The sequence below is a fragment of the Bordetella genomosp. 8 genome (assembly GCF_002119685.1).
Taxonomy (GTDB): Bacteria; Pseudomonadota; Gammaproteobacteria; order Burkholderiales; family Burkholderiaceae_B; genus Bordetella_C.
This window is the reverse complement of the sequence record NZ_CP021108.1, coordinates 2,057,584-2,081,784: the sequence shown is the minus strand read 5'-3', so window position 1 is coordinate 2,081,784 and position 24,201 is coordinate 2,057,584. Positions and strand designations below refer to the sequence as shown.

Sequence of the window (24,201 nt, the reverse complement as noted above, 5' to 3'; positions counted from 1 at the left end):
GATTCAATCCTTGAAGTCATATTGGTTGGCGCCCTTGCGCGGGTGCGGCCTCGCCCATTGCGAACCGGGGCCACGGTAAGGATCCCAGCCGCCGTCGCCAGGCACAGGGGCGAGGCCCGCCGGTTCCGTCATCAGCATCCGCGGCGGTTCGGAAAATGCATTGCGCAGCCGCTCGCCGGCTTGCGCCGTGGCCTGGCGCATGGCGCCATGGTCCTCGGTAACCACCACCGGCGTGACGAAGATGGCCAGCTCCGTTTCCTTGAACTCATCGCGACGTGCCCCGAACAACCAGCCAAGCAAGGGAATGTTGCGCAAACCGGGCAGGCCGCTGTTCTGGGTGTGCCGCTCCCGCGAAAGAAAGCCGCCGATCACCAGCGTGCGTCCTGATCGGACGTTGAACTCGGTGGAGGCCCGCCGCGTTTTCAGCGCCGGCCCGCCCGTGGCGGTGACGGAAGCATCCACCGCGCTGGCTTCCACTTCGATACGGGAGCGCACCGTACCGCTGGAGGCGATGGTGGGCGTGATGCGCAGGGACACGCCATAAGGCTTGAACAACGTGGATGCATTCCCATCCTTGTCCACCGTGGCATAGGGCACTTCGCCTCCAGCCAGGAATTCGGCGGTGGAACCGCTGCGCGCCAGCAATTGCGGTTGGGCCAGCACGATGGCTTCGCCGCTTTCCGCCAACAGATTCAGGCGCGAGGAAAGCAGCATGTTCATGCCGGCATAGCCGGCGCCGGGCGCGGCGCGCAAGGCGGCCGGTATGGGGGATACGCCCGGGCGTTCGCCCAGCCGGCTGGACGCCGCCGCGTCCAGCGCCCATCCGGCCATCAAGCCGCCTTGCGTCGTGCCGTCCCACCGCACACCGAGCTCGGTCAGGCGCGAGCGGGGCAACTCCACCACCTTGACGTCCAGCAGGACCATGCGGTCCCAGCCCACCTTGCCGGTGAAGTCGATCACCTGGGGATAGCGTTCCGCCAAGGCCGCGATACGCGCATGATCCGCGTCTGACAGGTCATGGCCTTCGATCACGATCTGGTCGCCTATCGCTTCGCCACGCGCACCCGGAATGCGGGCCAGCAGCGCATCGACTTCGGCGCGCATGCTGCGCGATCGCGCGGGCGCGACGCGCACGGTGTAGGCACTACGCTTCCTGCCGGCCCAGATGTGCAGCGACGACTCGCCTTCCGCGCGCGCGAATACGATGACCTCCGTCGCATCGGCCGGAACCGCCTGCAGTATTTCGCCGTGCCCCACCGCGACCCGGCTGACGCCGGGATGCGCCAGCACGCGCGTTTCTCCAACCTGCATATCCAGCACGGTGGACGCGTTTGCCGACACCCACAGGCAAGCGGTCAGCAACAGCGCCAGCATGCAACGCAGCGCGCCCTGCCGGCGTATCGCGACACATTGGCCGCCAGGATGACGAGAGCACATGTCCAAGGCCACTATCGTCCTTGAGTCCTGGCGCCGCGGGAAACGCGGGAGGTGTCGGAAGGGGCCGGCCGGGTTCGGCCCGCGCTGACGACCTCGGCGGGAACGTCGGCGTCGAACCATGCGGAGCCGGGCGCGCCGCCGACGCCATCGTCGTGCGGCTCGCTCGCATTGCCGTCCGGTCGGTCGCCATACAGTACGGGGACTGGGCGGGGACGCGCTTCGTCGGTGCTATCCATCCCGAGCAAGGCCGCCAGATCGCCGCGCGCCGCCGTGGCGTTGGTATCCGCATCACGATGATGACGCAGGATGGCGGTGATGCGCCCGGCCTGCCTCGCGGCGACCAGCTTGACCGCGTCTTCAGGCCCGGCGTCCAGCGTAATGGTGGAAAACGCGGCGGCCGTCGCTTCGTCGTCGTCGCCGGCCCGGCCCGTCGCCAGCACCAGGACACCCTGCAGCAGCGGCGCGGTGATCTGCCGGCGGCCATGCTCGAAGGACACATAAAGATCCAGCAGGTCGCCGGCCTGCAACATGCCGGACAAGGAGTTGATATCGTCCACGGGAATCGTGATGGCGCGGCGGCCCGACGACACGCGGGACGACAGGGGCGCGGCCTTGCGCGGCGCCAGATGCGAGCGCTGGACCGGATCGCCCCGGCGCAGCGGGTGCGCCAGGACGTTGTAGGTATACGCGGAGAAGTCCTCCGGCGCGAGCGCATCGCTGGGCGCCCATGCGGCCGGGATATCGCGCACGGCCACGTAGGCTTCTTCCAGGCGGGTGCCGGGCGTCAGGTCATACGCTGCCACCAGGCGGGGAACAGTGGCCACCTTCGCGTCGGCCTCGATCTGTTCGATGCGGCCTTGTATATGCTGCCGCGCGGCCCAGGCCGCGAGCACGCCCGCCGCGACCGTGAAGGCTGCCATCAACCAGCGCTGGGGAATCCGATCCAGCATGATGTCCTATGCTCCGATGCGGACGACGGCGTTGACACCGCTGCCCTGGTCCAGGGGAACAATGGTGAGGAGCAGCGTGACGCGGCCGCGCGTCCACTGTTGCCGTGCCGCGCCGCCGCCCGCCTCGCGCCATCCGTCTCGTTCAAGCTCGCGTGCAAGTCTTTCGCCCAAAACCAGCGGCGCGCTGGCATGTGTCCACACCTGCTGGACGACCATGACATCGTCGTCCAGCGACCGCAGCTCGAACTGCAGATGACCACCTGGCAATCGCCAGGAAGCGGCTTGGACCGCGGGGCCGCTGGCAGCGCCCGCCGCGCCAGCGACTGATCGCTCGCCGCCGGCGCTGCCCGACGGATCGGGCGATGCGATATGCCTCGCCGTCGGCAACGCGGAAATCGTGCCCCGCGTGCGGCCCGCGCCGACATCGGACATGCGAGCCACCCAATGCACGCCTTCGGCGATACCGGACAGGACGACGGCATCCGGCATGACCCACGTGTCCCGTAACGCCGGTTGCCTGGCGGTCAGCCATGTGGCCAGATCGGCGGGTTGCATGGGCGCCTCGAAGGCATAGGCCCACATGGACAGCCCCTGGATGAACATCCCATTGCCCAGTGGAATGAAGCGGCTGCCGGGCGGCAGCGTGGGCAAAGCCAATGACGGGGGCGCGGCCTGCGTACGCACCGCGTCCGGAGCGAGATGCGTGGCATGTGTGGCATGCGCGACATGCGAAGGATATGGCCACGGCAGCACGCCCGCACCGGCCAGCAGGCCGACGATCGTGGACCGTAGGAGCAAGGGAGGACGATCCTGCGTCAGGCCGGTCATCATGGACGCCTGCTCGCCGAACCGCCAGCCCCGGCGCGATCCCGTCGGTCCGCTGGCACCACGTCCGACCAAGGCGCGAGCCAGTCCAGATCTGGCGGCGGGCGGCGCCATCCGGTATCGATGCGCTTGAGCAATGCCTGCGCCTGCCGCGCCGGCGCGTGGCTGGCCCCGGCGGCTGTCGCCCAGGCCGCGCGCGACGCCGCGATGCGCTCCTGGGCCGCGTCATCGCCAACCGCATGTCCCGCGTCGGCGAGTATCGCGACATGACGACGCAGGATCAGGCCCGCACCATGGTGACGATGCGGGTGCACGTCCACCGCGGCGTACGCGCGCACCATCCCCTTGTCTTCCACGTGAAGTTCGCGCCGCAACACAGCGGCCCGCGGACCGCCAGGTCCGGTGAAATCCGCCGCCTGCTCGGCGCGCGTCACCCTCACGTGCGCGAACTCGGGATTTGTGCGATCGCCGGCGGCGTAACAGAACGCCTGCGCACGCGCGGCGTGGGAAGCGCGCAAGCCTTGCCACTGGAAGCGCGAGATGCTGACAACGGCCGTGGCCAGCAAGCCCAGCAACGCCGCGCCGACGAGCGCCTCCACCAGGGCCTGGCCGTTCTGTGCTTTATTCGTCATGCCGTCCTGCCTGCTGCGCGGTCCCGGCCAGTCGCGCCTGCCAATAGGGCCGGAACAGGGTCGCCAGTTCGTCGGCGCCATCGCGGCGTGCCTGCGGCCGCGCGAAATAGGTTTCAGCCGCGCTGAGGACGGTCACGTCGTCTTCGCGCGTCAAGCCGGCATACGCCAGGCGGCCCGTCGGGGATGCCACCGTGCTGCCCGCATCGGTCGTCGCCAGCAAGGGTGCCGGCTGTCGCAGCGCCAGGACGAATCGCGTGCCCTTCCCCGACCGGTTCAACGGGACCTCGGCATACGGCGGCAAGCCGGCGCCCGACCAGCGCTTCGCATCGCGCATGGCATAGGCATACGCGAGCGGATTCGAAACGCCGTTGACGATGTCCCAGGACGTATGCTGACGCACCCATCGCCAGAAGTCCTGCCGCGAGAAGTCCTCCGGCACGGCCGGAGCGTCCGGGCCGCCCTCGCCCGCGGGCTTGCCGCCGGCGCTGCGCGCATCGGCCTTGCCCCAGCCCATGGCGTACTCCCTGTAATAGCACCCGATGTACTTGTTGGAACGCACCTTGTGGAAGGACTGCGTATCGATGGACCGCCACAGTCCATCGCCACCCAGGCGCGTACCGCCACGTCGCCGCAGTTCATGCCGCCACGTCGGGCAACGAAAGCTCACAGGCCAGCTGTTGCGCGCGTCGCGGTTGCGAGGTCCCAGGAAGTCGTAGCGCCCGGTCGCTTCCAGCACCATGGCGCGGAGTGCGCCGCGGTCCTTGCCCGCATAACGCCGCACGAAACCAGGCCAATCATCGGCCCGCACCTGCAGGCGGAGGCGATCCCGCAACCCGTCCAGGCCGTCCAAGCCGACCTGGCCGACCGGGCCGACAGGCTGGCGCGCCCCGCCCGGCCGGTTTGCGGACGAGGCGATCGCGTCGTACGCGGGCGCCTGGAATTCCGGATAGTTGGCGCGCACCACCGCGCGCATGGCCTGCATGCGAGTATCCGGCAACCGCGCCAGCGTCTCACGCATCGCCACGGCCAATATGCGATGCACGGTCGTATCGTGGCGTTCATAGGCGCGACTGAATTGGGCCTCCAGGCCGCCGGCATTCGCCGCGACGGCGGCGCTGGCAAAGGCCTGGCCATGCGAGGGACCGAACAGCATCCCGATCACCGCGGCGGGTGGATTGCCGCGCAGCACGCGTTGTCCTTCCGCCTGCCCGAAGCGCGTCCATGTCGCCAGCGTCACGAGATGTGCCATCGCAACCTGATGCGCGACCTGCGCCCGGTTGATGTAGGCAATCAGGTTCAAGGCGCGCGCCTGCACCAACGCGCCGCTGTAGGCCGCTGCGTCCGCCGCATGCGTGAGCCGGACGCGCGCCGCGATGGTCTGCCCCAGGTTGTAAAGCACGACCAGGGACAATGCGCCCAGTCCCGCCAAGCCCAGGGCCAGCGGCAAGGCCTGGCCGCATGATTGCCGCCGCATGCTCATTGCGCCGCGCCGGCATTGCCGGTGAACGACTTCAATGATTTCGCCTTGGCCTGCGCGGCCGCCTTGCCCGCGGCTGTCTGCGCCGCGCGCGACTGTTCGGTGCCGCTCTCGCCGGCAAGTTCGCGCGCCATGGCGGCGGTCTGCGAGCGTACGACCTGGCCGAACAGCTGATACACCGCGATGGCCGCCACCGCAACCAGCGCGACGACGATCACGTACTCGGTCATGCCCTGGCCGCGCTGCAGCCGGTGATGTTTGCGCATGGATGCCTCCGTGGATCAGGTAGGCCTCCAGTGTGCGCATCGCCGGCGGCGGCGCCTATTCGTACATGCCGAGCTGGATCAAAACATCGCACGGCCGATCCCGCGCGGCGCGGACGAAAACCCCGGGCAGGCACCCCCAACGAAAAACGCCGCCCGAAGGCGGCGTCATGCCAGGCACGGCAACGCGCGGCTTACTTCTCCGCGGCGTTGGTGATGGCGTTGCCAGCGCGCTGCAGGTCCTTGCCAGCGCCGGCAACGGTATTGCAACCTGCCAAAACCATCGCAAAGACCACCAACGTCGTCAGCATCATCTTCGAGCGCATGGTTTGCTCTCCTTCATTTGATCCTGCCTTGCGCGGCAGCGATCGTTCACACCACCTGGACGCGCAACTCGCCCAGACCCGCGACACCACCCACCATCAGGTCGTTCTTGACCACGGCGCCGACGCCTTCGGGCGTGCCGCTGAAGATCAGATCGCCAGGCTGCAACTCGAACAGGCCGGACAGGTACGCGATGCTTTCCGGAATGTTCCAGATCAGTTCGCTGATGTTGCTGCTCTGCTTGCGCGTGCCGTTCACGTCCAGCCAGATGTCGGCCTTTTCCATGATGCCGGTCTTGGTCACGGGATGAATGGGACCCAGGGGAGCCGATTGGTCGAAGGCCTTGCCCACTTCCCAGGGACGACCCAGCTTCTTCGCTTCGCCCTGCAGATCGCGACGCGTCATATCCAGGCCCAGCGCATAGCCCCAGACGTGCTCGTTCGCCTTTTCGACCGGGATGTCCTTGCCGGCCTTGCCGATGGCGACGACCAGTTCCATTTCGTAGTGCAGGTTCGAGGTCTTGGAGGGATAGGGCATCTTGCCCGTTTCGCCATCCCGCACGGCGATGATCGCATCGGCCGGCTTGCAGAAGAAGAAAGGATCCTCGCGTCCGGTGAAGCCCATCTCCTTGGCATGCTCAGCGTAATTGCGTCCAACGCAATATACGCGGCGAACCGGGAACAAGGCGCTGCTTCCGACTACCGGAACCGCCATGACGGGCTGAGGGGGCAAAACATAGTCCATGCTGTTGACCTCATTGGAGATGCGACCGTGACGGGCGCTGAAATAATCATGCGCGAGTGTAATCGTTTCGCGGCGGCCGGGCAGCAAAAAGGCCGGCAAGCCGGCCCTTTCAGTCTGGTCGAAAGCAGGGACGCCTACTTGCCGCCCTTGGCATGGCGCTCGGCGCTGCGGGTGATTTCCTCGTGCGCGGCGTCGACGCCCTTCCAGCCCTTGACCTTCACCCATTTGCCCTTTTCCAGGTCTTTGTAATGTTCAAAGAAGTGCTGGATACGGCGGATGTCTTCTTCAGGCAGGTCCTGATAGGACTTGATGTTCCGGTAAGGGGGATAAAGCTTGTCCACGGGCACGGCCAGCAGCTTCGCATCGCCGCCGGATTCGTCGTCCATTTCCAGGACGCCCAGGGCGCGGCAGCGGATCACCGAGCCGATCTGGATGGGAAACGGGGTGATCACCAGCACGTCGGCGGGGTCGCCATCTTCCGACAGCGTCTGCGGGATGTAGCCGTAATTGCAGGGATAGTGCATGGCGGTCAGCATGAAGCGGTCGACGAACACGGCGCCCGTGTCCTTGTCGACCTCATACTTCACCGGGTCCGCATTCATGGGGATTTCGATGATGACGTTGAATTCATCCGGCAGCTTGGAGCCGGGAGGGACGCGATCGAGACTCATGGTTCAACCTTCATGATGGAAAAGAATCAGGACTTGCCGTCGTTGCCGGGGCCGCCCGGCTTGAACGGCGTATCCGCGGCGATGTCGTCGCGCCTGGACGCCGCGGCGCCGGTCGGGGCGGCCGGCTGCGGATCATCGTCGTCCAGGCGGGTGACAGGAAGCGGCGCGCTGTCGAAGTAGTCTTCCAGGTCGGCCGGCGATTCAACCGCAAGCGGCGCGGACACGGGGGATGGCGAAGACGGCGCCGGGTCGGCCAGCGGGGGCCGCGCATGTCCGCGCGCGTCGGGGTCGAGCACATAGTCCGCCACGGGCGCCTCGTCGGGCAGCGGATCGTGCACGAGCCTGCTCGCGGGCGCCGGTGCATCCGCCGCGTCCGAAAGAAAGCCGCTTTCGGGATCCACGCGCGAGGGGTCGGCGTCCGTATCCGCGGGCGGCAAGGCTTCGTCGGCCGCCAGCACGGGTAGCGCGATCCCCGCGGCCGTGGCCAGCCGCCAATGCCGGATGGCATCGCCCTGTCGATCCAGGCGGTCGTACAGGCTGCCCAGCAGCGCATGGGTACGCGCGTCGGCGCGCCGTTCGACGGCGCGGCTCAGATAACGTTCCGCCTGGCCCCAAAGCTGGCCGGTCAGGCACAGCATGCCCAGGGCGGTCAGCACGTCGGGATCGGCCGGACGCTGCTGCAGCCATTTTTCGGCGCGCTCCAGACGGCGCGGAACCTGCTGCGCGTCACAGCGCGAATAGGCATTCAACAGGCGTGGGTCGAAGCCCTGCGCGATGGCCGTTTCCAGGATGCGGGCAGCCTCGTCGGCTTCCCCGGCCTCTTCGAAGGCGGCCGCGCCCGCCAGCGCGATATCCGGCAGCAGGCGTTCTTCGGCCTTGAGATCCTTCCAGATCGCGCGCCAAACATCGCCATCCGCGGCCCGCAGTCGCGCGGCGCCCGATACGTCGATGATGCGCGCGGCGTCGTCGCGCGCCAGCGCGCCACGGCGCGACAGGCCGCGCGCCAGGGTGAATACGCGTTCGTGATGGCCCAGCGCGCGTTCGGCCCGCAGCAACAGGCGCAAGGTATGCAGGTGCCGGGCGCCCCCATCCTGGAGTGGCGCCAGCACTTCCAGCGCGCGTCCCGGCTGGCCTTGCTCGAGCAGCAGGTCCGCGGTGACGGTGGCCACGGCTTCGATCAGCCCGGGGTCGCTCCCCGCCGCTTCGCGCGCACGATCCAGCATGACGTCACGCCTCACGAACTCGCCCAGGCCCTGCGCCGCGCGCGCCGCCGACAGGGCCGCCAGCACACGGCGATTGCGCGCCTTGGTCTGGTCCAGCAGCTTGACCAGGTCCTTTTCGGCATGCGCGTAGCGGCCTTCCAGCAGACCGATCCAGCCGCGCTCCAACAGTTCGTGGTCGCGCGCCTGCGCCCGGCGGCCACGCCACGCGCGCATGCGATCCGGGATGGCCAGCAGCCACGCCAGCAAGCGCAAACCCACGTAAATGGCGACGAACAGCGCGACCAGCAACAACACCGCGAGCGTCAGCGACAGTTCGATGCGATAGGGCCAGACCAGCAGCAACACATTGCCGGGGTGCGCCCGCAACACCACGGCCACCGCGACGGCGACGACCGCGAGCAACAACGTCCAGAACCAGGCGCGCATGGATCAGTCCCGTCCCTTGACGGAGCTGGCGCCATCCGCGCGCAACGCGGCGATCGCCCCCAGGCTGTCCGACAGATCGGGCATGGGTGTCGCGATCTGCACCTGGGAAAGCTCGCGCGTCAGGCCCAAGGCCGCCAGGGTATCGGGCGAGCGGCGGTCGTAATAGGTGTCCAGCGTGCGGGTGATGGTATCGAGCTCGCTTTTCCAGATGGCGGGCTGGCGCATCAGCAGCGCCAGTTGCACCGTCAACAACCGTTGGCGCAGCGTGGAACGCAACTGATCCGCCTGCTCGGTGGACAGCAGCAATGCCGCCGGTTCGTCGACCCGCTGCACGCGGATGAGGTCCCCCAGCTCGTGCGTCAGCGCGCTGCCGGCACGGCCAGGCCAGGACGCGATTTCCGCGCGCCAGCGCTGCCACCAGGCGGCATCGGCCGGAACGTCGGGCTGGGCGGGCGCGGCCGCCGGAGCCGTATCCGCGGACACCGGCGCCGCCGGGGCCGAGGGCGCGGCATTGTTCGCCGAGACGGCGTCCGGCACCAACAGGGGCGCCTTGCCGACCAGGTTCACCAACCGTTCGATGCGGCCTGCCTGGACTGGCACGTCGATGGTCTTCACCGCGCGCAGGCGGTCAAGATCGCCGTTGATGGTTTGCTGCAGGCTGGCGTAGCGCGGGCGCGCCGCGCGCGCCAGGCGGGATTGCGCCGTCTCCATCGCGACGATGGCGTTGCTGACGCTGCCGCCCAGGCGCAGTTGCTGATCGGCGATGGTCAAGAGGCGATCGACGTCGTTGACCAGAACGTCGTCGCTGACGTTTTCATTGAAGTCCTGCCACGCCTGCTGAAGCGCCGTGTATTGGCTTTGGGTTTCCTGCAGCGTGGATTCCAGGGCCGCGACCTTGTCGCTTTGTTGCTGCGCCAACCCCAGCGCCTGACGGGTTTCCGCACGGGTCTGACCCAGCGTCGTATTCAAGCTGTCCAGGCGGGTGGCGACTTCACGACCGGCAGCCAGGAACTGCTGTCGCTGCATCCACAGCGCGGCCACCAGGACCAGCGCCAGCAGTGTCACGACAACCAGTGTGGCGACCAGGGGCGAAGCCCCACCCTTGCGCGCGCCACGCGGCGCCCGCGGGCTCGATGGTGGCGCTTTCGGGGCGGTGGAATGGACGTCGGCAGATGCCGGATCGCTGGGGGCGGCCGGCATCGCGGCCGGACCAGTGGCAGGAATCTTTTCTGTCATGAGGCGATTGTATTCGGTACGAATGCGAAACGATGACTCAACCGGAAACAAAAGCATCAAAGATGGCATCATCCGCCGGCGCGCACAAGCGGACCGACGTTGTCGCCCGCGCGGGCGGGAGGCCCAGCAGCTCAACCAGGCGGGGATGGGTCAGGACGAACCGGCACTCCTGCCACCACGCCGGCGACGCGCCCCGGTCGACATTCGCGCGCACGGCCTCGACACTGGCGCCGCTGGTCAGCAGCCAGGAAGGATGGCAGCCGGCGACCGTCCAGCGCCGCAGCTGCGCCAGCGCGTCGGCGTCCCAGCGCACCGGCACGCGCCGGTAGACGGCGTGGGCGTGGACGTCGGCGCCCTGGCCGCGCAGTTGCTCCGCCAGCCAGTCACGCCCCGCCGTACCGCGTACCAGCAGCACTCGGCGCGGGATGGGCCCGCGCGCGGCCAGCAGATCCCACAATGCTTCGGAATCGTGGCGCGGCGCATCCACCGTCGGGTGCACGATCTCGCATGAGCCATCCAGGCTGCCAGAGTCGCGCAGGCGCGCGGCGGTGGCGGGACCGACGGCGCCTATGACGCACGAGGGCGGCCAGGCGCCCAGTCCCAGCGCGCGCAATTGGTCCAGATACTGAGCGGCCGCATTGCCACTGACGAACACCGCCAGGTCGAAGTCGCGGGGGAGCGGGATGCCTGCCGCCCCGGACGGCAATGGCTCTATGTCCAGCGCCGGCCAGGTGCGCACTTCCCACCCCGCCGCTTCCAGGCGTGCCGCCAGGTTTTCGTTACGCCCCGGAGGACGCGTCAGTATGGCGATCCGCGTTTCGCTGGCCTGCACGGGGGCTCCGCCGCTTCAACCCGGTGCCGACAGTTCGGCCAGGATGATGTCGGCGCCTTGGTCCAGCAGTTCGCGCGCCGCCGCGGAGCCGATGCTCTCTGCCTGCGCAACAGGGCCCGACGCTTCGGCGCGCAGCATGCGTCGCCCATCGACCGAGGACACCATCGCGCGCAGATGCAGCGTATCCCCATCCACCGTGGCGTAGGCGGCCAGCGGTACCTGGCAGGAGCCGCCCAAGACCCGCGAAACCGCTCTTTCGGCGTTCGCGCAAGCCGTGGTTCTGGCGCACGCCAGCGGCGCCAGCCAATCCCGCAACTCTTTGCGATCCTGATGGATTTCGATGCCTAACGCCCCCTGCCCCGCGGCGGGCAGGCTTTCTTCCACTTCCAGCAAGGCCCGTATGCGGCCCGCCAGCCCCAGGCGCTCCAGGCCGGCCGCGGCCAGGACGATGGCGTCATAGCCGCCGGCATCCAGCTTGGCCAGGCGCGTATCCAGATTGCCGCGCAAGGGCTGCACCACGAGATTCGGATGACGTTCGCGGATCAGCGATTCGCGGCGCAGGCTGGACGTTCCCACCACGGCACCGTCCGGCAATTCGGCCAGCGAGGCGTAGCGATTGGAGACCAGGGCGTCGCGGGGATCGCCCCGTTCGAGCACCGTGCAGAGTTCGAATGGCGCCTGGAGGTCGATCGGCACGTCCTTCAGGGAGTGCACCGCCAGGTCCGCGCGGCCGTCCAGCAACGCGTTTTCCAGCTCCTTGACGAACAAGCCCTTGCCGCCCACCTTGGAGAGCGTGCGGTCAAGGATCTGGTCGCCCCGCGTGGTCAGCTCCAGGAGCTCCACCGAACAAGCCGGGTACAGCGCGGCAAGGCGGTCGCGCACATGCTCCGCCTGCCAGATCGCCAGCCGGCTTGCCCGGGTGGCGATGATCAAACGACTGGGTTGCGACACAGTGGCTTGCTCAGGCGAAATGGGCAGCGGCCACTGTGACGATCACGCCCAGCACGGCAAGGATGAACAGGCCTTGGAGCAGGCTCAGGCCTGTTTCGGATTGCTGTGATTTACCGGTTTTACGCAGACTCATGCAAGGATTCCTTGGAGACGACTTTGCGGCTTGCCAGCCACCGTCCCAAGAGAACGACGAGCAGCGCGCCGATGATTTCAGCGCCCAATTTAACCATAGCCGGTTGCGGCCCGAATTGACCTTCGACAACCACGTCGGTGACGATCATGCCGCCGGCGATCCAGCCCAGCAGGCCCGCGCCGAACATGACGACCACCGGATAGCGGTCGATCAGCTTCAGCACCAGGGTCGAGCCCCAGATGATGATGGGCACGCTGACCAGCAAGCCGAACACGACCAGGCCGATCTGATGGCCCGGATCCGCATTCTGGGCCGCGCCGGCGATCGCGATGACGTTGTCCAGGCTCATGACGAAGTCCGCCACGATGATGGTCTTGATGGCCGCCACGATCGACCCCCCACCCTTGATCTTGTCGTGTGAGCCGTCTTCCGGCATCAGCAGCTTGACGCCGATCCACACCAGCAGTGCGCCCCCGACCACCTTCAGGAAGGGAATATTCAACAGGGTGAGCGCAAAGGCGATCAGCACCACGCGCAAGAGGATGGCGCCGGCGGTGCCCCACAGGATGCCCTGCATCCGTTGCTTGGGCGCCAGGTTCCGGCACGCCAGGGCGATGACGACGGCATTGTCCCCGCCCAGCAAGATGTCGATCAGGATGATCTGGAAAACGGCCGCCCAACTGAGCGTCTGGAAGAATTCAAGCACGTCACAACCCCCACAACATGATTTTGATCCTGGCCGATTGCAGCAAAAGCTTTGCCCGCGCGCCAGCGGCAAGCGCGGCGGCGGGCATCGGCCCTGAGCGGGGATTGTAATTCAGCTTTAAGTCAGATTTGCTCCGGACGATTAAGATTTTTGTCAGGATTATGGCGCGCCGCCATCACCTTGCCAAGGATGAGTACCAGGATCGCCCCGCACGCCCCCGCCATCAAGGCGAGATTATGCTCGGTCGTCCCCAGCGCGGCATCCAGGCGCAGGACCGAATCGTGCAGCGCGGGATCGCCAACCAGCAATTCCCCGGCGATGAAGCCCAGCAAGGCCGCCCCCACCCAGACGATCACGGGGAAGCGCTCGATCACTTTCAGGAGCAGCGTGCTGCCGAAGATGACCAGCGGGATGCTGATGGCAAGGCCGACGACCAGCAGCGTGGTGTCGCCCATCGCCGCCGCGGCGACCGCGACCACGTTGTCCAGGCTCATCACCAGGTCGGCGATCATGATGGTACGGATGGCGGAAAGCAGGTTGCCATGCGACTTGGCCGAGCCATCGTCTTCTTCCTCCGGCTTCAGCAGCGATACGCCGATGTACACCAGGAGCACGGCGCCGATCAGCTTCAGCCACGGCAACAGCAGCAGCTTGGCGGCCACCAGCGTCAACACGATACGCATGATGATCGCCGCGGCGGAACCGATGACGATGGCTTTTTTCTGCTGGGCGGGCGGGAGCGAACGGGCCGCCAGCGCGATCACCACGGCGTTATCGCCGGACAGCAGAATATTGACCCAGATGATTTGCAGAAGCGCGAGCCAGAAAGCGGCTTGTGTTAATTCCATACCCCTCGTCCTCGATCCCAGAATGGTTTGAAAAAGCCGAACCCCATCGCCGCGGGACAGTCGGGGAGACCGTCTTACGCTGGTGTTTATTTATCGTGGGGAACGCTGGACATTATATCGAGGCAATATCAAACATTCAGCTTATTGTCGGATTTCTGACGGAATTTCGGAGGTTTTTTGTCAGGTTCGCAGCTCATCCGCCGCCCGTAATCCTTAACCCTTCAATAAGCTTTCTTATAACTGAATTTTAACTGAATATATTCTGACCTTAAACTGAACTTATTCTGAATCAAAACTGAATTTTTGCGGAAAAGAGCGTGTTCGATCTGGAGCTGAAAAGAAAAAACCCGCCGGCTGGCGGGTTTTTCCATGCGTGAGGGCGATCCGGCGGATCACCCACCCGGTTTGCAGGCGACGTTTACAGCACCGACTTCAGCAGCTTGCCCATCTCGGACGGGTTGCGCGTGGTACGGATGCCGCAGGCTTCCATGACTTCCAGCTTGGCGTCCGCCGTGTCGGCGCCACCGGAAATCAGCGCGCCGGCGTGGCCCATGCGCTTTCCGGGGGGCGCCGTAACGCCGGCGATGAAGCCGACCACCGGCTTCTTCATGTTGTCCTTGGCCCACTCGGCGGCGGCAACTTCGTCCGGACCGCCGATTTCGCCGATCATGATGACGGCATCGGTTTCGGGATCGTCATTGAACAGCTTCAGCACGTCGATGTGCTTCAGGCCGTTGATCGGGTCGCCACCGATACCGACGGCGCTCGACTGGCCCAGGCCCAGTTCGGTCACTTGGGCGACGGCTTCGTAGGTCAGCGTGCCGGAACGGCTGACGATGCCGATGCGGCCCTTGCGGTGGATGTGGCCGGGCATGATCCCGATCTTGATTTCGTCCGGCGTGATCAGGCCGGGGCAGTTCGGACCCAGCAGCAGGGTCTTGCTGCCCTTCTGCTTCATGCGGTTGCGCACTTCCAGCATGTCGCGGACGGGGATGCCTTCGGTGATGCAGATGGCCAGGTCCAGCTCGGCTTCCACGGCTTCCCAGATCGCGGCGGCGGCGCCCGCGGGCGGCACGTAGATCACCGAAACGGTCGCGCCGGTATCGGCCTTGGCTTCCTTGACCGAAGCGTAGATGGGAATGCCTTCGAAGTCCTCACCCGCCTTCTTGGGGTTCACGCCGGCCACGAAGGCGGCCTTGCCATTGGCGTAGTCACGGCACATGCGGGTATGGAATTGCCCCGTCTTGCCCGTGATGCCCTGGGTGATGACTTTAGTGTCCTTGTTGATCAAGATCGACATTTATGAATCCTTGGCAATAACTCTTATTTGACGGCGGCAACGACTTTGGTGGCCGCTTCGGCCATGGTGTCGGCGCTGATGATGGGCAGTCCGGACTCGGCCAGCATCTTCTTGCCGAGTTCTTCGTTGGTGCCCTTCATGCGGACGACCAGCGGAACGTTCAGGTTGACGGCCTTGCAGGCGGTCATGACGCCTTCGGCGATCACGTCGCAGCGCATGATGCCGCCGAAGATGTTGACCAGGATGGCCTTCACGCTCTTGTTCTTGAGCATGATCTTGAAGGCCTCGGTCACCTTTTCCGCCGTGGCGCCGCCACCGACGTCCAGGAAGTTGGCCGGCTCGCCGCCGAACAGCTTGATGGTGTCCATCGTGGCCATGGCCAGGCCGGCGCCGTTCACCAGGCAGCCGATGTTGCCGTCCAGCTGGATGTAGGCCAGGTCGAATTTGCTGGCTTCGATTTCGGCGGGATCTTCTTCATCCAGGTCGCGGTAGGCGACGATTTCCGGATGGCGGAACAGCGCGTTCGGATCGAAGTTGAACTTGGCGTCCAGGGCGATGATGTTGCCCTTGCTGTCGCGGTTCAGGGGATTGATCTCGACCAGCGAGGCATCCGTTTCCATGTAGCAGGTGTAGAGCTTCTGGAACAGGTCCACGGTCTGGGCGGTGGAGTCGGCCGGCATGCCGATGGCGGCGCACACCTTCTTGGCCTGCTCGGCGGTCACGCCGACCAGCGGGTCGATGTATTCCGTGATGATTTTCTCGGGCGAGGAATGAGCGACTTCCTCGATGTCCATGCCGCCTTCGCTGGAAGCGATCAGGGCGACCTTCTGCGTGGCGCGGTCGGTGACCAGCGACACGTAGTATTCCTTCTGGATGTCGGCGCCTTCCTCGATGTACAGGCGGTTGACCTTCTGGCCTTCCGGACCGGTCTGGTGCGTCTTCAACTGCATACCCAGGATTTCGCTGGACAGCTTGCGCACCTCTTCGATGGAGCGGGCCAGCTTGACGCCGCCGCCCTTGCCGCGACCGCCCGCGTGGATTTGCGCCTTCACGACCCAGACAGGTCCGCCCAGTTTTTCCGCCGCGCTAACGGCTTCTTCGACGGAGAAGGCGGGAATACCGCGCGGCACGGTCACGCCAAATTTCTTCAGCAGTTCCTTGCCTTGATACTCGTGGATTTTCATGTGTTACCTGTCAGGTCGTATGAGAAAAAAGAGAAGAATCGGAAGCGGCGTCCTCGGCGGGAATTTCGCCGGTATACCACTTGGGGTAGTACTTGAGGACCACAGGCCCGTCGGTACTGAGGGCATGGCAGCCGTCCAGCTGGAACGGCCGCTTGCCCGGGTCGGGATTTTCGCGACGCCTGCCCGCCATGGTCTGCACCGCCGCGGTCGGCAGGACCAGCGCCAGTTCGCTCATGTGGGTACAGCCCGCCACGCGCCCGAAACGCGTCTTGACTTGCTGGCGAAAGCCCTTGACCAGATTCATGCCCACCAGGTCCCGGTAGGCATCTTCGATGGCCGTGCAATGATCGCCGTAAGGCGCGGCGTCGTACACGGCCTGCGCGGCGACGATGGTATAGGCGTCGTCGATGGTGATCCGCAGGTGCATATGATGCACCGGCTCGCCGGCGCGCAGCGTATCGCCTTCGTGCTTGACGAAGTCATAGGCCTTGACGTCGATGAGCTCGGCTTCGATGTCCCACAGGCCGTCCTCGCGCGCATAGCCCTGCACGCGTATCGAGCGCGTGTGCAAGGGCTTGCGGGGAACTTGCGGCGGTGGCAAAGGCATGCTTATCCGGTGGGGTTGCTGCAAGGCAACAAAACCTTCAAAGTATAGCGCACGGGCCACCTTCAAAAAAACGGGGCCGGTCTTCCGCGGGAAGAACCGACCCCAGGGCGCTCGGGCTACGGTGGTATCAGGCCTGCGCGCGCAACTGCCGCGCGGCGTCCACCATGCTGACCAGCGCGGCTTCGGTTTCCGGCCAGGCGCGGGTCTTCAGGCCACAATCCGGATTCACCCACAACCTTTCCTTGGGGAGCCGGCCCCCGGCCTTGCGCATCAGGCCGACCATCCAGTCGACGTCCGGCACATTGGGCGAATGGATGTCATAGACCCCCGGGCCGATATCGTTCGGATAGCGGAATTCCTCGAAGGCCTTGAGCAGCTCCATATTGGAACGGGAGGTTTCGATGGTGATGACGTCGGCGTCCATCGCGGCGATGGATTCGATAATGTCGTTGAACTCCGCATAGCACATATGCGTATGGATCTGCGTGTCCTCCTGCACCCCGCCGGTGGACAGGCGGAAGCAGTCCACCGCCCAGTCCAGGTAGGCCTGCCAGTCGGCGCGCCGCAGCGGCAGGCCTTCCCGGATCGCCGGTTCATCGATCTGGATGACGCGTATGCCGGCCTTTTCCAGGTCGACGACCTCGTCACGCAAGGCCAGCGCCAGTTGCCGGCAGGTCTGTTCGCGGGGCTGGTCGTCGCGCACGAACGACCATTGCAGGATGGTCACCGGCCCGGTCAACATCCCCTTTACCGGCTTGTCCGTCAGCGATTGCGCGTAGGACGACCAGGCCACCGTCATGGGCGCCGGGCGCGCGACGTCGCCGAAAATGATGGGCGGCTTGACGCAGCGCGATCCGTAGCTCTGTACCCACCCGTTACGGGTGAAGGCGAAGCCCGCCAGCAATTCGCCGAAGTACTCCACCATGTCGTTGCGCTCGGGCTCGCCGTGCACCAGCACGTCCAGGCCGACCCTCTCCTGGAAGCGGATGACGGACTCGATTTCCTTGCGGATCGCCGTCTCATAGGCGGAATCGCCCAGGGCCCCGGCTTTCCAGTCGCGCCGCAACGCGCGGATTTCCGCGGTCTGCGGGAAGGAGCCGATTGTGGTGGTGGGAAACGCCGGGAGTCGCAGCTTTTCCTGCTGATGAACGATGCGCTGCGGGAACGGCGCCCGATCGCGTTGCACCTGCGCGGCACCAGCCATGCGCTTGGCGACGGCCGGATTATGGATGCGCGGCGAACGCGCCCGATCGGCCAGCGCGGCACGTTGCAGCCGCAGGGCTTCCTGCACCGCCGGTTCCTGGCTGCCGTCCAGGGCGAGCGCCAGCGTGCGGACCTCGTCCAACTTCTGCACGGCGAAAGACAGCCAGCTTTTCAGCTCGTCGTCCAATTCGGTTTCATGGGCAAGATCCACCGGCACGTGCAGCAGCGAGCAGGACGGCGCAATCCACAGACGCTCGCCCAAGGCGGCCTTGGCGGGCGCCAGGGACTTCAGCGCCAGATCCAGGTCGGTGCGCCAGATGTTGCGCCCATTGACGATCCCGGCCGAGAGTATCTTCGAGCCGATGACATCGATTAGCGGTGCGAGTTGTTCCGGCGCGCGCACCAGATCCACATGCAGGCCGGCGACCGGCAATGCGGCAGCCGTGGCCAGGTTGTCCTGGAGGCCGTCGAAATAGGTCGCCACCAGCAGCTTCAAGGCACCGCCCGACAGGCGCGCATAGCTGGACGCATACGCATCGCGCCAGGCGGTCGGCAGGTCCAGCGCCAGGATGGGCTCGTCGATCTGTACCCACTCCACGCCCAGTTCGGCGATACGGCGCAGCACTTCGATATAGACCGGGATCAGTCCCGCCAGCAGATCCAGCTTGGCGACGTCGCCCGGGCCGGTGTACGCGTCCCCCTTGCCCAGCCACAGCCAGGTCAGCGGGCCAGGTATGACCGGCTTGACGCGATGACCGGCCTGCTGGGCTTCGCGGATCTGTTCGAACAGGGATTCGCGGGCGATCCGGAAAGTCTGCGCCGGCGTCAGCTCCGGAACGATGTAATGGTAGTTGGTATCGAACCACTTGGTCATTTCGCAGGCGGCGGCCGGCGTTCCGGTCGGCGCACGGCCCCGCCCCATGCGGAACAGGGTATCCAGGGTGACCGGGGCGGCGTCCTGCTGACCGAAACGTGCCGGCACGGCGCCCAGCAGCGTGGTCCATTCCAGTACATGGTCATACCACGCGAAATCGCCTACCGGAATCAGGTGCACGCCCGCGTCCGCCTGGACCTGCCAATGCCGCGCGCGCAAGGCCCGGCCGGTTTCCTCGAGTTCCGCCAGCGACGACTTGCCGGCCCAATAGGCCTCCACCGCGCGCTTCAGTTCCCGTTGCGCACCGATGCGCGGAAAGCCAAGATTATGAATCGTAGTCATGGAAATGAAAGATCCAACAAAAATTGTTCAAGTCCGGCCATTGTGCGCGCGTTTCTGCGTGAATCAAAATCAATGTTTGCATCGATTCCTTGAACAACATTCATATAGAATACAGAAGTGCACCCTCGGTGCCCCTCCATCCCTGGCACTGCCATGCTCGAAATACGCCATCTTGAAACCCTCGCCGCCATCCGCGATGGAGGTAGCCTGCAGGAGGCCGCCGAACGGCTGCACCTGACGCAATCCGCCCTGTCGCATCAATTGCGCGAACTGGAATCCCGCCTGGGAACGCCGCTGTTGAACCGCAGGACGCGGCCGGCCCGCCTGACGACTGCCGGACTGCGCGTGCTGGCGCTGGCGGACGACATCCTGCCCAGGCTGCGTGCCACCGAGCGCGAACTGCAGCGCCTGGCGGCGGGACGTACGGGCCGCCTGCACCTGGCGATCGAATGCCATTCCTGTTTCCAGTGGCTGATGCCCGCCATGGACGCATTCCGCGTCCAGTGGCCTGAAGTCGCCCTGGACCTGTCCGCCGCGTTTTCCTTCGCGCCCTTTCCGGCCTTGCTGCGCGGCGATCTGGATCTGGTGATCACCTCGGATCCGCAAACGCTGGAAGCCATCGAATACGTGCCGCTGTTCGGCTACGAGCTGGTGCTGGCGGTGTCGGAAGCGAATCCGCTCGCGAGCCAGCGCTACGTCCAGCCCGAGCAGCTGGCGGACCAGACGCTGATCACCTATCCGGTCGACCGCCAGCGCCTCGATGTCTTTACCGCGTTTCTCGATCCTGCCGACGTCGAGCCCGCCACGATACGCAAGGCGGAACTGACGCCCATCATCGCGCAACTGGTCGCCAGCAATCGCGGCGTGGCCGCATTGCCGAATTGGGCCTTGACGGAATACCTGGGACAGGGTTGGTTGAAGGTGTGCCGCCTGGGTCCGCAGGGCGTATGGCGCACGCTTTACGCAGCCATACGCAACGAGGACGCGGACGCGCCGTTCATCAAGGATTTCCTGACCATCGCCAGGGATGTGTGTTTCCGCACCCTGGCCGGAATCAAATCAGCCGGCCATGCACCGGCTCAATCGTCGTCACGATCATCACCCAGGACGCGGTGAATGACGTCATGCGCGAAGCCGCGCGCTGCCAGGAAGCGCGCCTGTTTGGCGTAGGCGGCACGGTCGGCGGGCCGCTCGCCGTAGCGCTTGTTCCACACCGCCAGCGCGCGTTCGTATTCCGTCGCCTTCAGGCCATCGCGCAGTTCGCCGATCTGGGCTTCATCCACGCCGTGCTGGCGCAGTTCCTGGACGATGCGCGCCGCCCCCTGGCGTTCGGCGCGGCGATGCACCAAACTTTCGGCAAAGCGCCGGGTGGACAACCAGCCTTCGCGTTCCAGGTCGTCCAGCAAGGCGTCCAGCGCCGTCGGATCTTCGGTATGCGCGCCGAGCTTGCGCGCAAGCTCGGCGCGGGCGTATTCGCGACGCGATAGATAGGCGACCGCGCGAGCCTTCAGTGAAGGCCCTCGCTTTTCCGCTACACGGTCGCCCATGGCGACTTAGTCCTCTTCGGCTTCGCTCGCGGCGAACGTGTTGGCACGGCTGACGATGCCCTGGTTTTCGCGGATGCGATTTTCAATTTCCAGCGCCATGTCGCGGTGTTCCTTCAGGTACTCGCGGACATTGTCCTTGCCCTGCCCGATGCGGTCGCCGTTGTAGCTGTACCAGGCGCCGGACTTGTCGACGATGCCGGCCTGCACCCCGAGGTCGATGATTTCGCCTTCGCGCGAGATGCCGCTGCCATACATGATGTCGAATTCGGCCTGCTTGAAAGGCGGCGACACCTTGTTCTTGACGACCTTGACGCGGGTTTCATTGCCGATGACTTCCTCGCCCTTCTTGATGGAGCCGATGCGGCGGATATCCAGCCGGACCGAGGAATAGAACTTGAGCGCGTTACCGCCGGTGGTGGTTTCCGGGTTGCCGAACATGACGCCGATCTTCATCCGGATCTGGTTGATGAAGATGACCATGCAGTTGGTGCGCTTGATGGTGGCGGTCAGCTTGCGCAGCGCCTGGCTCATCAGGCGGGCCTGCAGGCCCGGCAGGGAATCGCCCATTTCGCCTTCGATTTCGGCCTTCGGCACCAGTGCGGCGACCGAGTCGATGACGATCAGGTCCACCGAGCCCGAGCGGACCAGGGCGTCGGTGATTTCCAGTGCCTGCTCGCCGGTGTCGGGTTGGGAAATCAGCAGGTCGGTCAGGTTGACGCCGAGCTTGGCGGCGTACTGCACGTCCAGGGCGTGTTCCGCGTCGACGAAGGCGCAGGTGCCGCCGATCTTCTGCATTTCGGCGATGACCTGCAGGGTCAGCGTGGTCTTGCCCGAGGATTCCGGGCCGTAGATTTCGACGACGCGACCGCGCGGCAGGCCGCCGACGCCCAGCGCGATGTCCAGGCCCAGCGAACCCGTGGACACCACCTGGATGTCGTGCTCGACCTCGTTGTCGCCATACCGCATGATCGAGCCCTTGCCGAACTGCTTTTCGATCTGCGATAGCGCGGCGGCGAGCGCCTTGGCTTTTTCCGAGGCGGCTGCCTTGCTGGTTTTATCGTCCATGTAGTGTCCTGTCTGACGTTCTAGCGATTGTCTGGTGATTGTCTGGTGCGAAGATGCTGGGGGATTATGGCATCCGAGTATACTGTATAAATAAACAGTATGACAAATTCTTGCGCGCTTTCCGCACGCCGCCGCCCGATCACGCGTTAACCCCGTCTGGGCAAGGCTCGGGGGACATGACAGAATCCGCGCAGGAGACGAGACATGCGCATACTGATCGCCGAAGACGACAGCATCCTGGCCGACGGTCTTTCCCGTTCGTTGCGGCACAGCGGCTACGCCGTCGACGCCGTTCGCGACGGCATGGCGGCGGACCTGGCACTGACCGCCCAGGCCTTCGACCTGCTGATCCTGGACCTCGGCCTGCCGCAGCTGACGGGACTGGAAGTCCTGCGACGCCTGCGGGCTCGCAATGCGCATCTGCCCGTGCTCATTCTAACCGCCGCCGACAGCATAGAGCAGCGCGTCAAGGGGCTGGACCTGGGCGCCGACGACTATATGGCCAAGCCCTTCGCCCTGTCCGAACTGGAGGCACGGGTACGGGCCCTGACCCGGCGCGGCGCCGGTGGCGGCGCGAGCCTGATCCGCCACGGACGCCTGGTGTTCGACCAGGCGGGCCGGGTAGCGTCGGCGGACGAACAGCCGCTGGACCTGTCCGCGCGCGAAATCGGCCTGCTCGAAATCCTGTTGATGCGCAGCGGGCGCATGGTCAGCAAGAACCAGCTGGTCGACCACCTCTGCGAATGGGGCGATGAAGTCAGCACCAATGCCATCGAAGTGTATGTCCATCGCCTGCGCAAGAAGCTGGAACCCACGGGCGTGCGCATCATGACCGTACGCGGTCTTGGCTATTGCCTGGAACGCGACCATGGCACGGCCGAGCTGGCGCACTGAACCGCACAAGGTCGCGCCGCTGAACCAGGAAGCCCTGGACGTCCTGCGCAACGGCACGCGCGGGCCCTCGATCGCCCTGCCCCGGCGTTCCCTGCTGGGCGAGATCCTCGACTGGATGCTGGCGCCGCTCTTCCTGTTGTGGCCCATGAGCGTGGCCATCACCTACGTCGTGGCGCAGAATATCGCCGATGTCCCCTACGACCGCGCGCTCGCCAGCCACCTCCGCGTGCTGGCGCGCAACGTCCATATCGTCGACGGCAAGCCGCAGCTCGACATCAGCGAGCCCGTGCGCGGCATGCTGCGCACGGACGAAACCGATAGCGTGTTCTGGCTGGTGCTCGGCGGACATGGCCAGTATCTGGGGGGCGACCGCGAACTACCCCTGCCCAAGGGCGCCGACGTGGTCGCGCCAGGCGCCATACGCTATGAGGACAGCACGCTGCGCGGCTTCGCCATCCGGCTGGCCTATACCCGCGTGGACGCCACCGCGCCGGACGCCACGCCGGCGCTGGTGATTGTCGCGGAAACCTCGGAACGGCGCGCGCAACTGGCCAACGACATCATCAAGGGCGTGATCATTCCGCAATTCGTCGTGCTGCCCATCGCCGTATTGCTGGTGTGGTTCGGCCTGACGCGCGGCGTCGCGCCCTTGAACGCCCTGCAACAGCGGCTGCGGGCGCGCCGGCCGGACGATCTGTCGCCCATCGACGAACGGGCCACGCCCAGCGAGATCGCCCCCCTGGTCGCGGCGATCAACGATTTGCTGGAACGGCTATCGGCGACGGTGCAGACGCAGCGCCGCTTCGTGGCCGATGCCGCGCATCAGTTGAAGACTCCGCTCGCGGGCTTGCGCACCCAGGCGGAACTGGCGCTGCGCGACGCCAGCGCGGACGAAATGCAGGCCAGCTTGAGACAGCTGGTGGCGGGCTCGGAACGCGCCACGCGGCTGGTCAATCAATTGTTGCTGCTGGCGCGCGCCGAAAACCCGGCCACCGTGGGCATGGCATCGGTGGACCTCAATGTGCTGGCCTGCGAACAAACCACGCAGTGGGCGCCGCAGGCCCTGAACATCGGCATCGACCTGGGATTCGAGGAAGCCGGCCAGCCGGCCGCCATCGCGGGCAACGCCATCCTGCTCGCCGAGCTGCTCAATAACCTGATCGACAACGCGCTGCGCTACACGCCCGCCGGCGGCCGCGTCACCGTGCGCGTATGCGCCATACCCGGCGGGGCGCTGCTCGAAGTCGAGGACTCAGGCCCAGGCATCCCCAGCGCGGAGCGCGAACGCGTGTTCGACCGCTTCTATCGGGTGCTGGGGACCGCGGCGGAAGGCAGCGGCCTGGGCCTGGCCATCGTGCGCGAAATCGCGCAGAAGCATGGCGCCACGGTGCAACTGATGGACCACCCCACCCCGGGCAGCACGCAACGCGGACTGAAGGTCGCCATACGGTTCCCGCATAATTTACAAACAGAAACATAAATAGCGCTGCGCGTCAGCCAAACGTCA

At 65.8% G+C, this 24,201-nt stretch carries 25 protein-coding genes; 3 read left to right on the top strand and 22 right to left on the bottom strand.

Features of this window, described 5'->3' with window-relative positions; translation table 11 throughout:
* Positions 1–3: 3 nt before the first annotated feature.
* The 20 genes from CAL12_RS09580 to metE form a co-directional block, all read right to left on the bottom strand.
* Positions 4–1,443, bottom strand: coding sequence for a type II and III secretion system protein family protein (locus CAL12_RS09580; RefSeq protein WP_420042765.1), 1,440 nt, complete (start codon positions 1,441–1,443; stop codon positions 4–6).
* Between the two features lie 5 nt (positions 1,444–1,448).
* Positions 1,449–2,387 (bottom strand): Flp pilus assembly protein CpaB, encoded by a 939-nt coding sequence (gene cpaB, locus CAL12_RS09575; RefSeq protein ID WP_086064276.1) that lies wholly within the window; start codon positions 2,385–2,387, stop codon positions 1,449–1,451.
* 6 nt (positions 2,388–2,393) lie between these two features.
* Complete coding sequence (locus tag CAL12_RS09570; protein ID WP_157792932.1) at positions 2,394–3,218, bottom strand: hypothetical protein; 825 nt, start codon at positions 3,216–3,218, stop codon at positions 2,394–2,396.
* Positions 3,215–3,844 carry a hypothetical protein gene (locus CAL12_RS09565; protein WP_086064274.1) on the bottom strand — a complete coding sequence of 210 codons (630 nt, stop codon included), beginning with the start codon at positions 3,842–3,844 and terminating at the stop codon, positions 3,215–3,217. Before CAL12_RS09565 ends, CAL12_RS09570 begins: the two co-directional genes overlap by 4 nt.
* Positions 3,834–5,324: a hypothetical protein gene (locus CAL12_RS09560; RefSeq protein ID WP_232464757.1), complete on the bottom strand. Its 1,491-nt coding sequence runs from the start codon at positions 5,322–5,324 to the stop codon at positions 3,834–3,836. The genes CAL12_RS09565 and CAL12_RS09560 overlap by 11 nt, the downstream gene beginning before the upstream one ends.
* The gene (locus CAL12_RS09555; protein ID WP_086064273.1) at positions 5,321–5,587 is read right to left on the bottom strand and encodes a hypothetical protein; all 267 of its coding nucleotides are present in this window, start codon (positions 5,585–5,587) and stop codon (positions 5,321–5,323) included. Before CAL12_RS09555 ends, CAL12_RS09560 begins: the two co-directional genes overlap by 4 nt.
* A 191-nt stretch (positions 5,588–5,778) precedes the next feature.
* A complete protein-coding gene (locus CAL12_RS09550; RefSeq protein ID WP_066347456.1) occupies positions 5,779–5,910 on the bottom strand; it encodes an entericidin A/B family lipoprotein in 132 nt (43 codons plus the stop codon).
* 46 nt (positions 5,911–5,956) lie between these two features.
* Entirely contained in the window at positions 5,957–6,652 is a 696-nt protein-coding gene (locus CAL12_RS09545) for a fumarylacetoacetate hydrolase family protein (protein ID WP_086067777.1), read from the bottom strand.
* A 134-nt stretch (positions 6,653–6,786) separates the two neighbouring features.
* A complete protein-coding gene (gene ppa, locus CAL12_RS09540) occupies positions 6,787–7,323 on the bottom strand; it encodes an inorganic diphosphatase (RefSeq protein WP_086064272.1) in 537 nt (178 codons plus the stop codon).
* 26 nt (positions 7,324–7,349) lie between these two features.
* Positions 7,350–8,972 (bottom strand): heme biosynthesis HemY N-terminal domain-containing protein, encoded by a 1,623-nt coding sequence (locus tag CAL12_RS09535; protein WP_086064271.1) that lies wholly within the window; start codon positions 8,970–8,972, stop codon positions 7,350–7,352.
* A gap of 3 nt (positions 8,973–8,975) precedes the next feature.
* Entirely contained in the window at positions 8,976–10,208 is a 1,233-nt protein-coding gene (locus CAL12_RS09530; RefSeq protein ID WP_086064270.1) for a uroporphyrinogen-III C-methyltransferase, read from the bottom strand.
* Positions 10,209–10,245: 37 nt separating this feature from the next.
* Positions 10,246–11,040 (bottom strand): uroporphyrinogen-III synthase, encoded by a 795-nt coding sequence (locus CAL12_RS09525; protein ID WP_086064269.1) that lies wholly within the window; start codon positions 11,038–11,040, stop codon positions 10,246–10,248.
* 15 nt (positions 11,041–11,055) lie between these two features.
* Entirely contained in the window at positions 11,056–11,991 is a 936-nt protein-coding gene (hemC, locus tag CAL12_RS09520; RefSeq protein ID WP_086064268.1) for a hydroxymethylbilane synthase, read from the bottom strand.
* A gap of 10 nt (positions 11,992–12,001) precedes the next feature.
* Complete coding sequence (locus CAL12_RS28590; RefSeq protein ID WP_269768433.1) at positions 12,002–12,124, bottom strand: hypothetical protein; 123 nt, start codon at positions 12,122–12,124, stop codon at positions 12,002–12,004.
* Positions 12,111–12,830, bottom strand: a complete 720-nt coding sequence (locus CAL12_RS09515) for a TerC family protein (protein WP_086064267.1) — start codon at positions 12,828–12,830, stop codon at positions 12,111–12,113. Before CAL12_RS09515 ends, CAL12_RS28590 begins: the two co-directional genes overlap by 14 nt.
* A gap of 122 nt (positions 12,831–12,952) precedes the next feature.
* The gene (locus CAL12_RS09510; RefSeq protein WP_086064266.1) at positions 12,953–13,678 is read right to left on the bottom strand and encodes a TerC family protein; all 726 of its coding nucleotides are present in this window, start codon (positions 13,676–13,678) and stop codon (positions 12,953–12,955) included.
* A gap of 418 nt (positions 13,679–14,096) precedes the next feature.
* The gene (gene sucD / locus CAL12_RS09505; protein WP_086064265.1) at positions 14,097–14,978 is read right to left on the bottom strand and encodes a succinate--CoA ligase subunit alpha; all 882 of its coding nucleotides are present in this window, start codon (positions 14,976–14,978) and stop codon (positions 14,097–14,099) included.
* 23 nt (positions 14,979–15,001) lie between these two features.
* Positions 15,002–16,162 (bottom strand): ADP-forming succinate--CoA ligase subunit beta, encoded by a 1,161-nt coding sequence (gene sucC, locus CAL12_RS09500; RefSeq protein WP_086064264.1) that lies wholly within the window; start codon positions 16,160–16,162, stop codon positions 15,002–15,004.
* A 10-nt stretch (positions 16,163–16,172) separates the two neighbouring features.
* On the bottom strand, positions 16,173–16,769 hold the full coding sequence (locus CAL12_RS09495) for a DUF2889 domain-containing protein (protein WP_086064263.1): 597 nt from the start codon (positions 16,767–16,769) through the stop codon (positions 16,173–16,175).
* Between the two features lie 127 nt (positions 16,770–16,896).
* On the bottom strand, positions 16,897–19,188 hold the full coding sequence (gene metE, locus CAL12_RS09490) for a 5-methyltetrahydropteroyltriglutamate--homocysteine S-methyltransferase (protein WP_086064262.1): 2,292 nt from the start codon (positions 19,186–19,188) through the stop codon (positions 16,897–16,899).
* 153 nt (positions 19,189–19,341) lie between these two features.
* Between metE and CAL12_RS09485 the strand changes: the two genes are divergently transcribed.
* Complete coding sequence (locus CAL12_RS09485) at positions 19,342–20,304, top strand: LysR family transcriptional regulator (protein ID WP_086064261.1); 963 nt, start codon at positions 19,342–19,344, stop codon at positions 20,302–20,304.
* On the opposite strand, the gene recX is transcribed toward CAL12_RS09485, so the two are convergent.
* Positions 20,268–20,735, bottom strand: a complete 468-nt coding sequence (gene recX / locus CAL12_RS09480) for a recombination regulator RecX (protein ID WP_086064260.1) — start codon at positions 20,733–20,735, stop codon at positions 20,268–20,270. The two genes, CAL12_RS09485 and recX, sit on opposite strands and share 37 nt — an antisense overlap.
* Positions 20,736–20,741: 6 nt before the next feature.
* Complete coding sequence (recA, locus tag CAL12_RS09475) at positions 20,742–21,800, bottom strand: recombinase RecA (protein WP_086064259.1); 1,059 nt, start codon at positions 21,798–21,800, stop codon at positions 20,742–20,744.
* Positions 21,801–22,004: 204 nt separating this feature from the next.
* Here recA and CAL12_RS09470 point away from each other — a divergent pair, with 204 nt between their 5' ends.
* Together CAL12_RS09470 and CAL12_RS09465 are read left to right on the top strand one after the other, a co-directional pair.
* Positions 22,005–22,694 carry a response regulator transcription factor gene (locus CAL12_RS09470; protein ID WP_086064258.1) on the top strand — a complete coding sequence of 230 codons (690 nt, stop codon included), beginning with the start codon at positions 22,005–22,007 and terminating at the stop codon, positions 22,692–22,694.
* A 115-nt stretch (positions 22,695–22,809) separates the two neighbouring features.
* Complete coding sequence (locus CAL12_RS09465; protein ID WP_232464852.1) at positions 22,810–24,174, top strand: sensor histidine kinase; 1,365 nt, start codon at positions 22,810–22,812, stop codon at positions 24,172–24,174.
* The last annotated feature ends 27 nt before the right edge of the window (positions 24,175–24,201 follow it).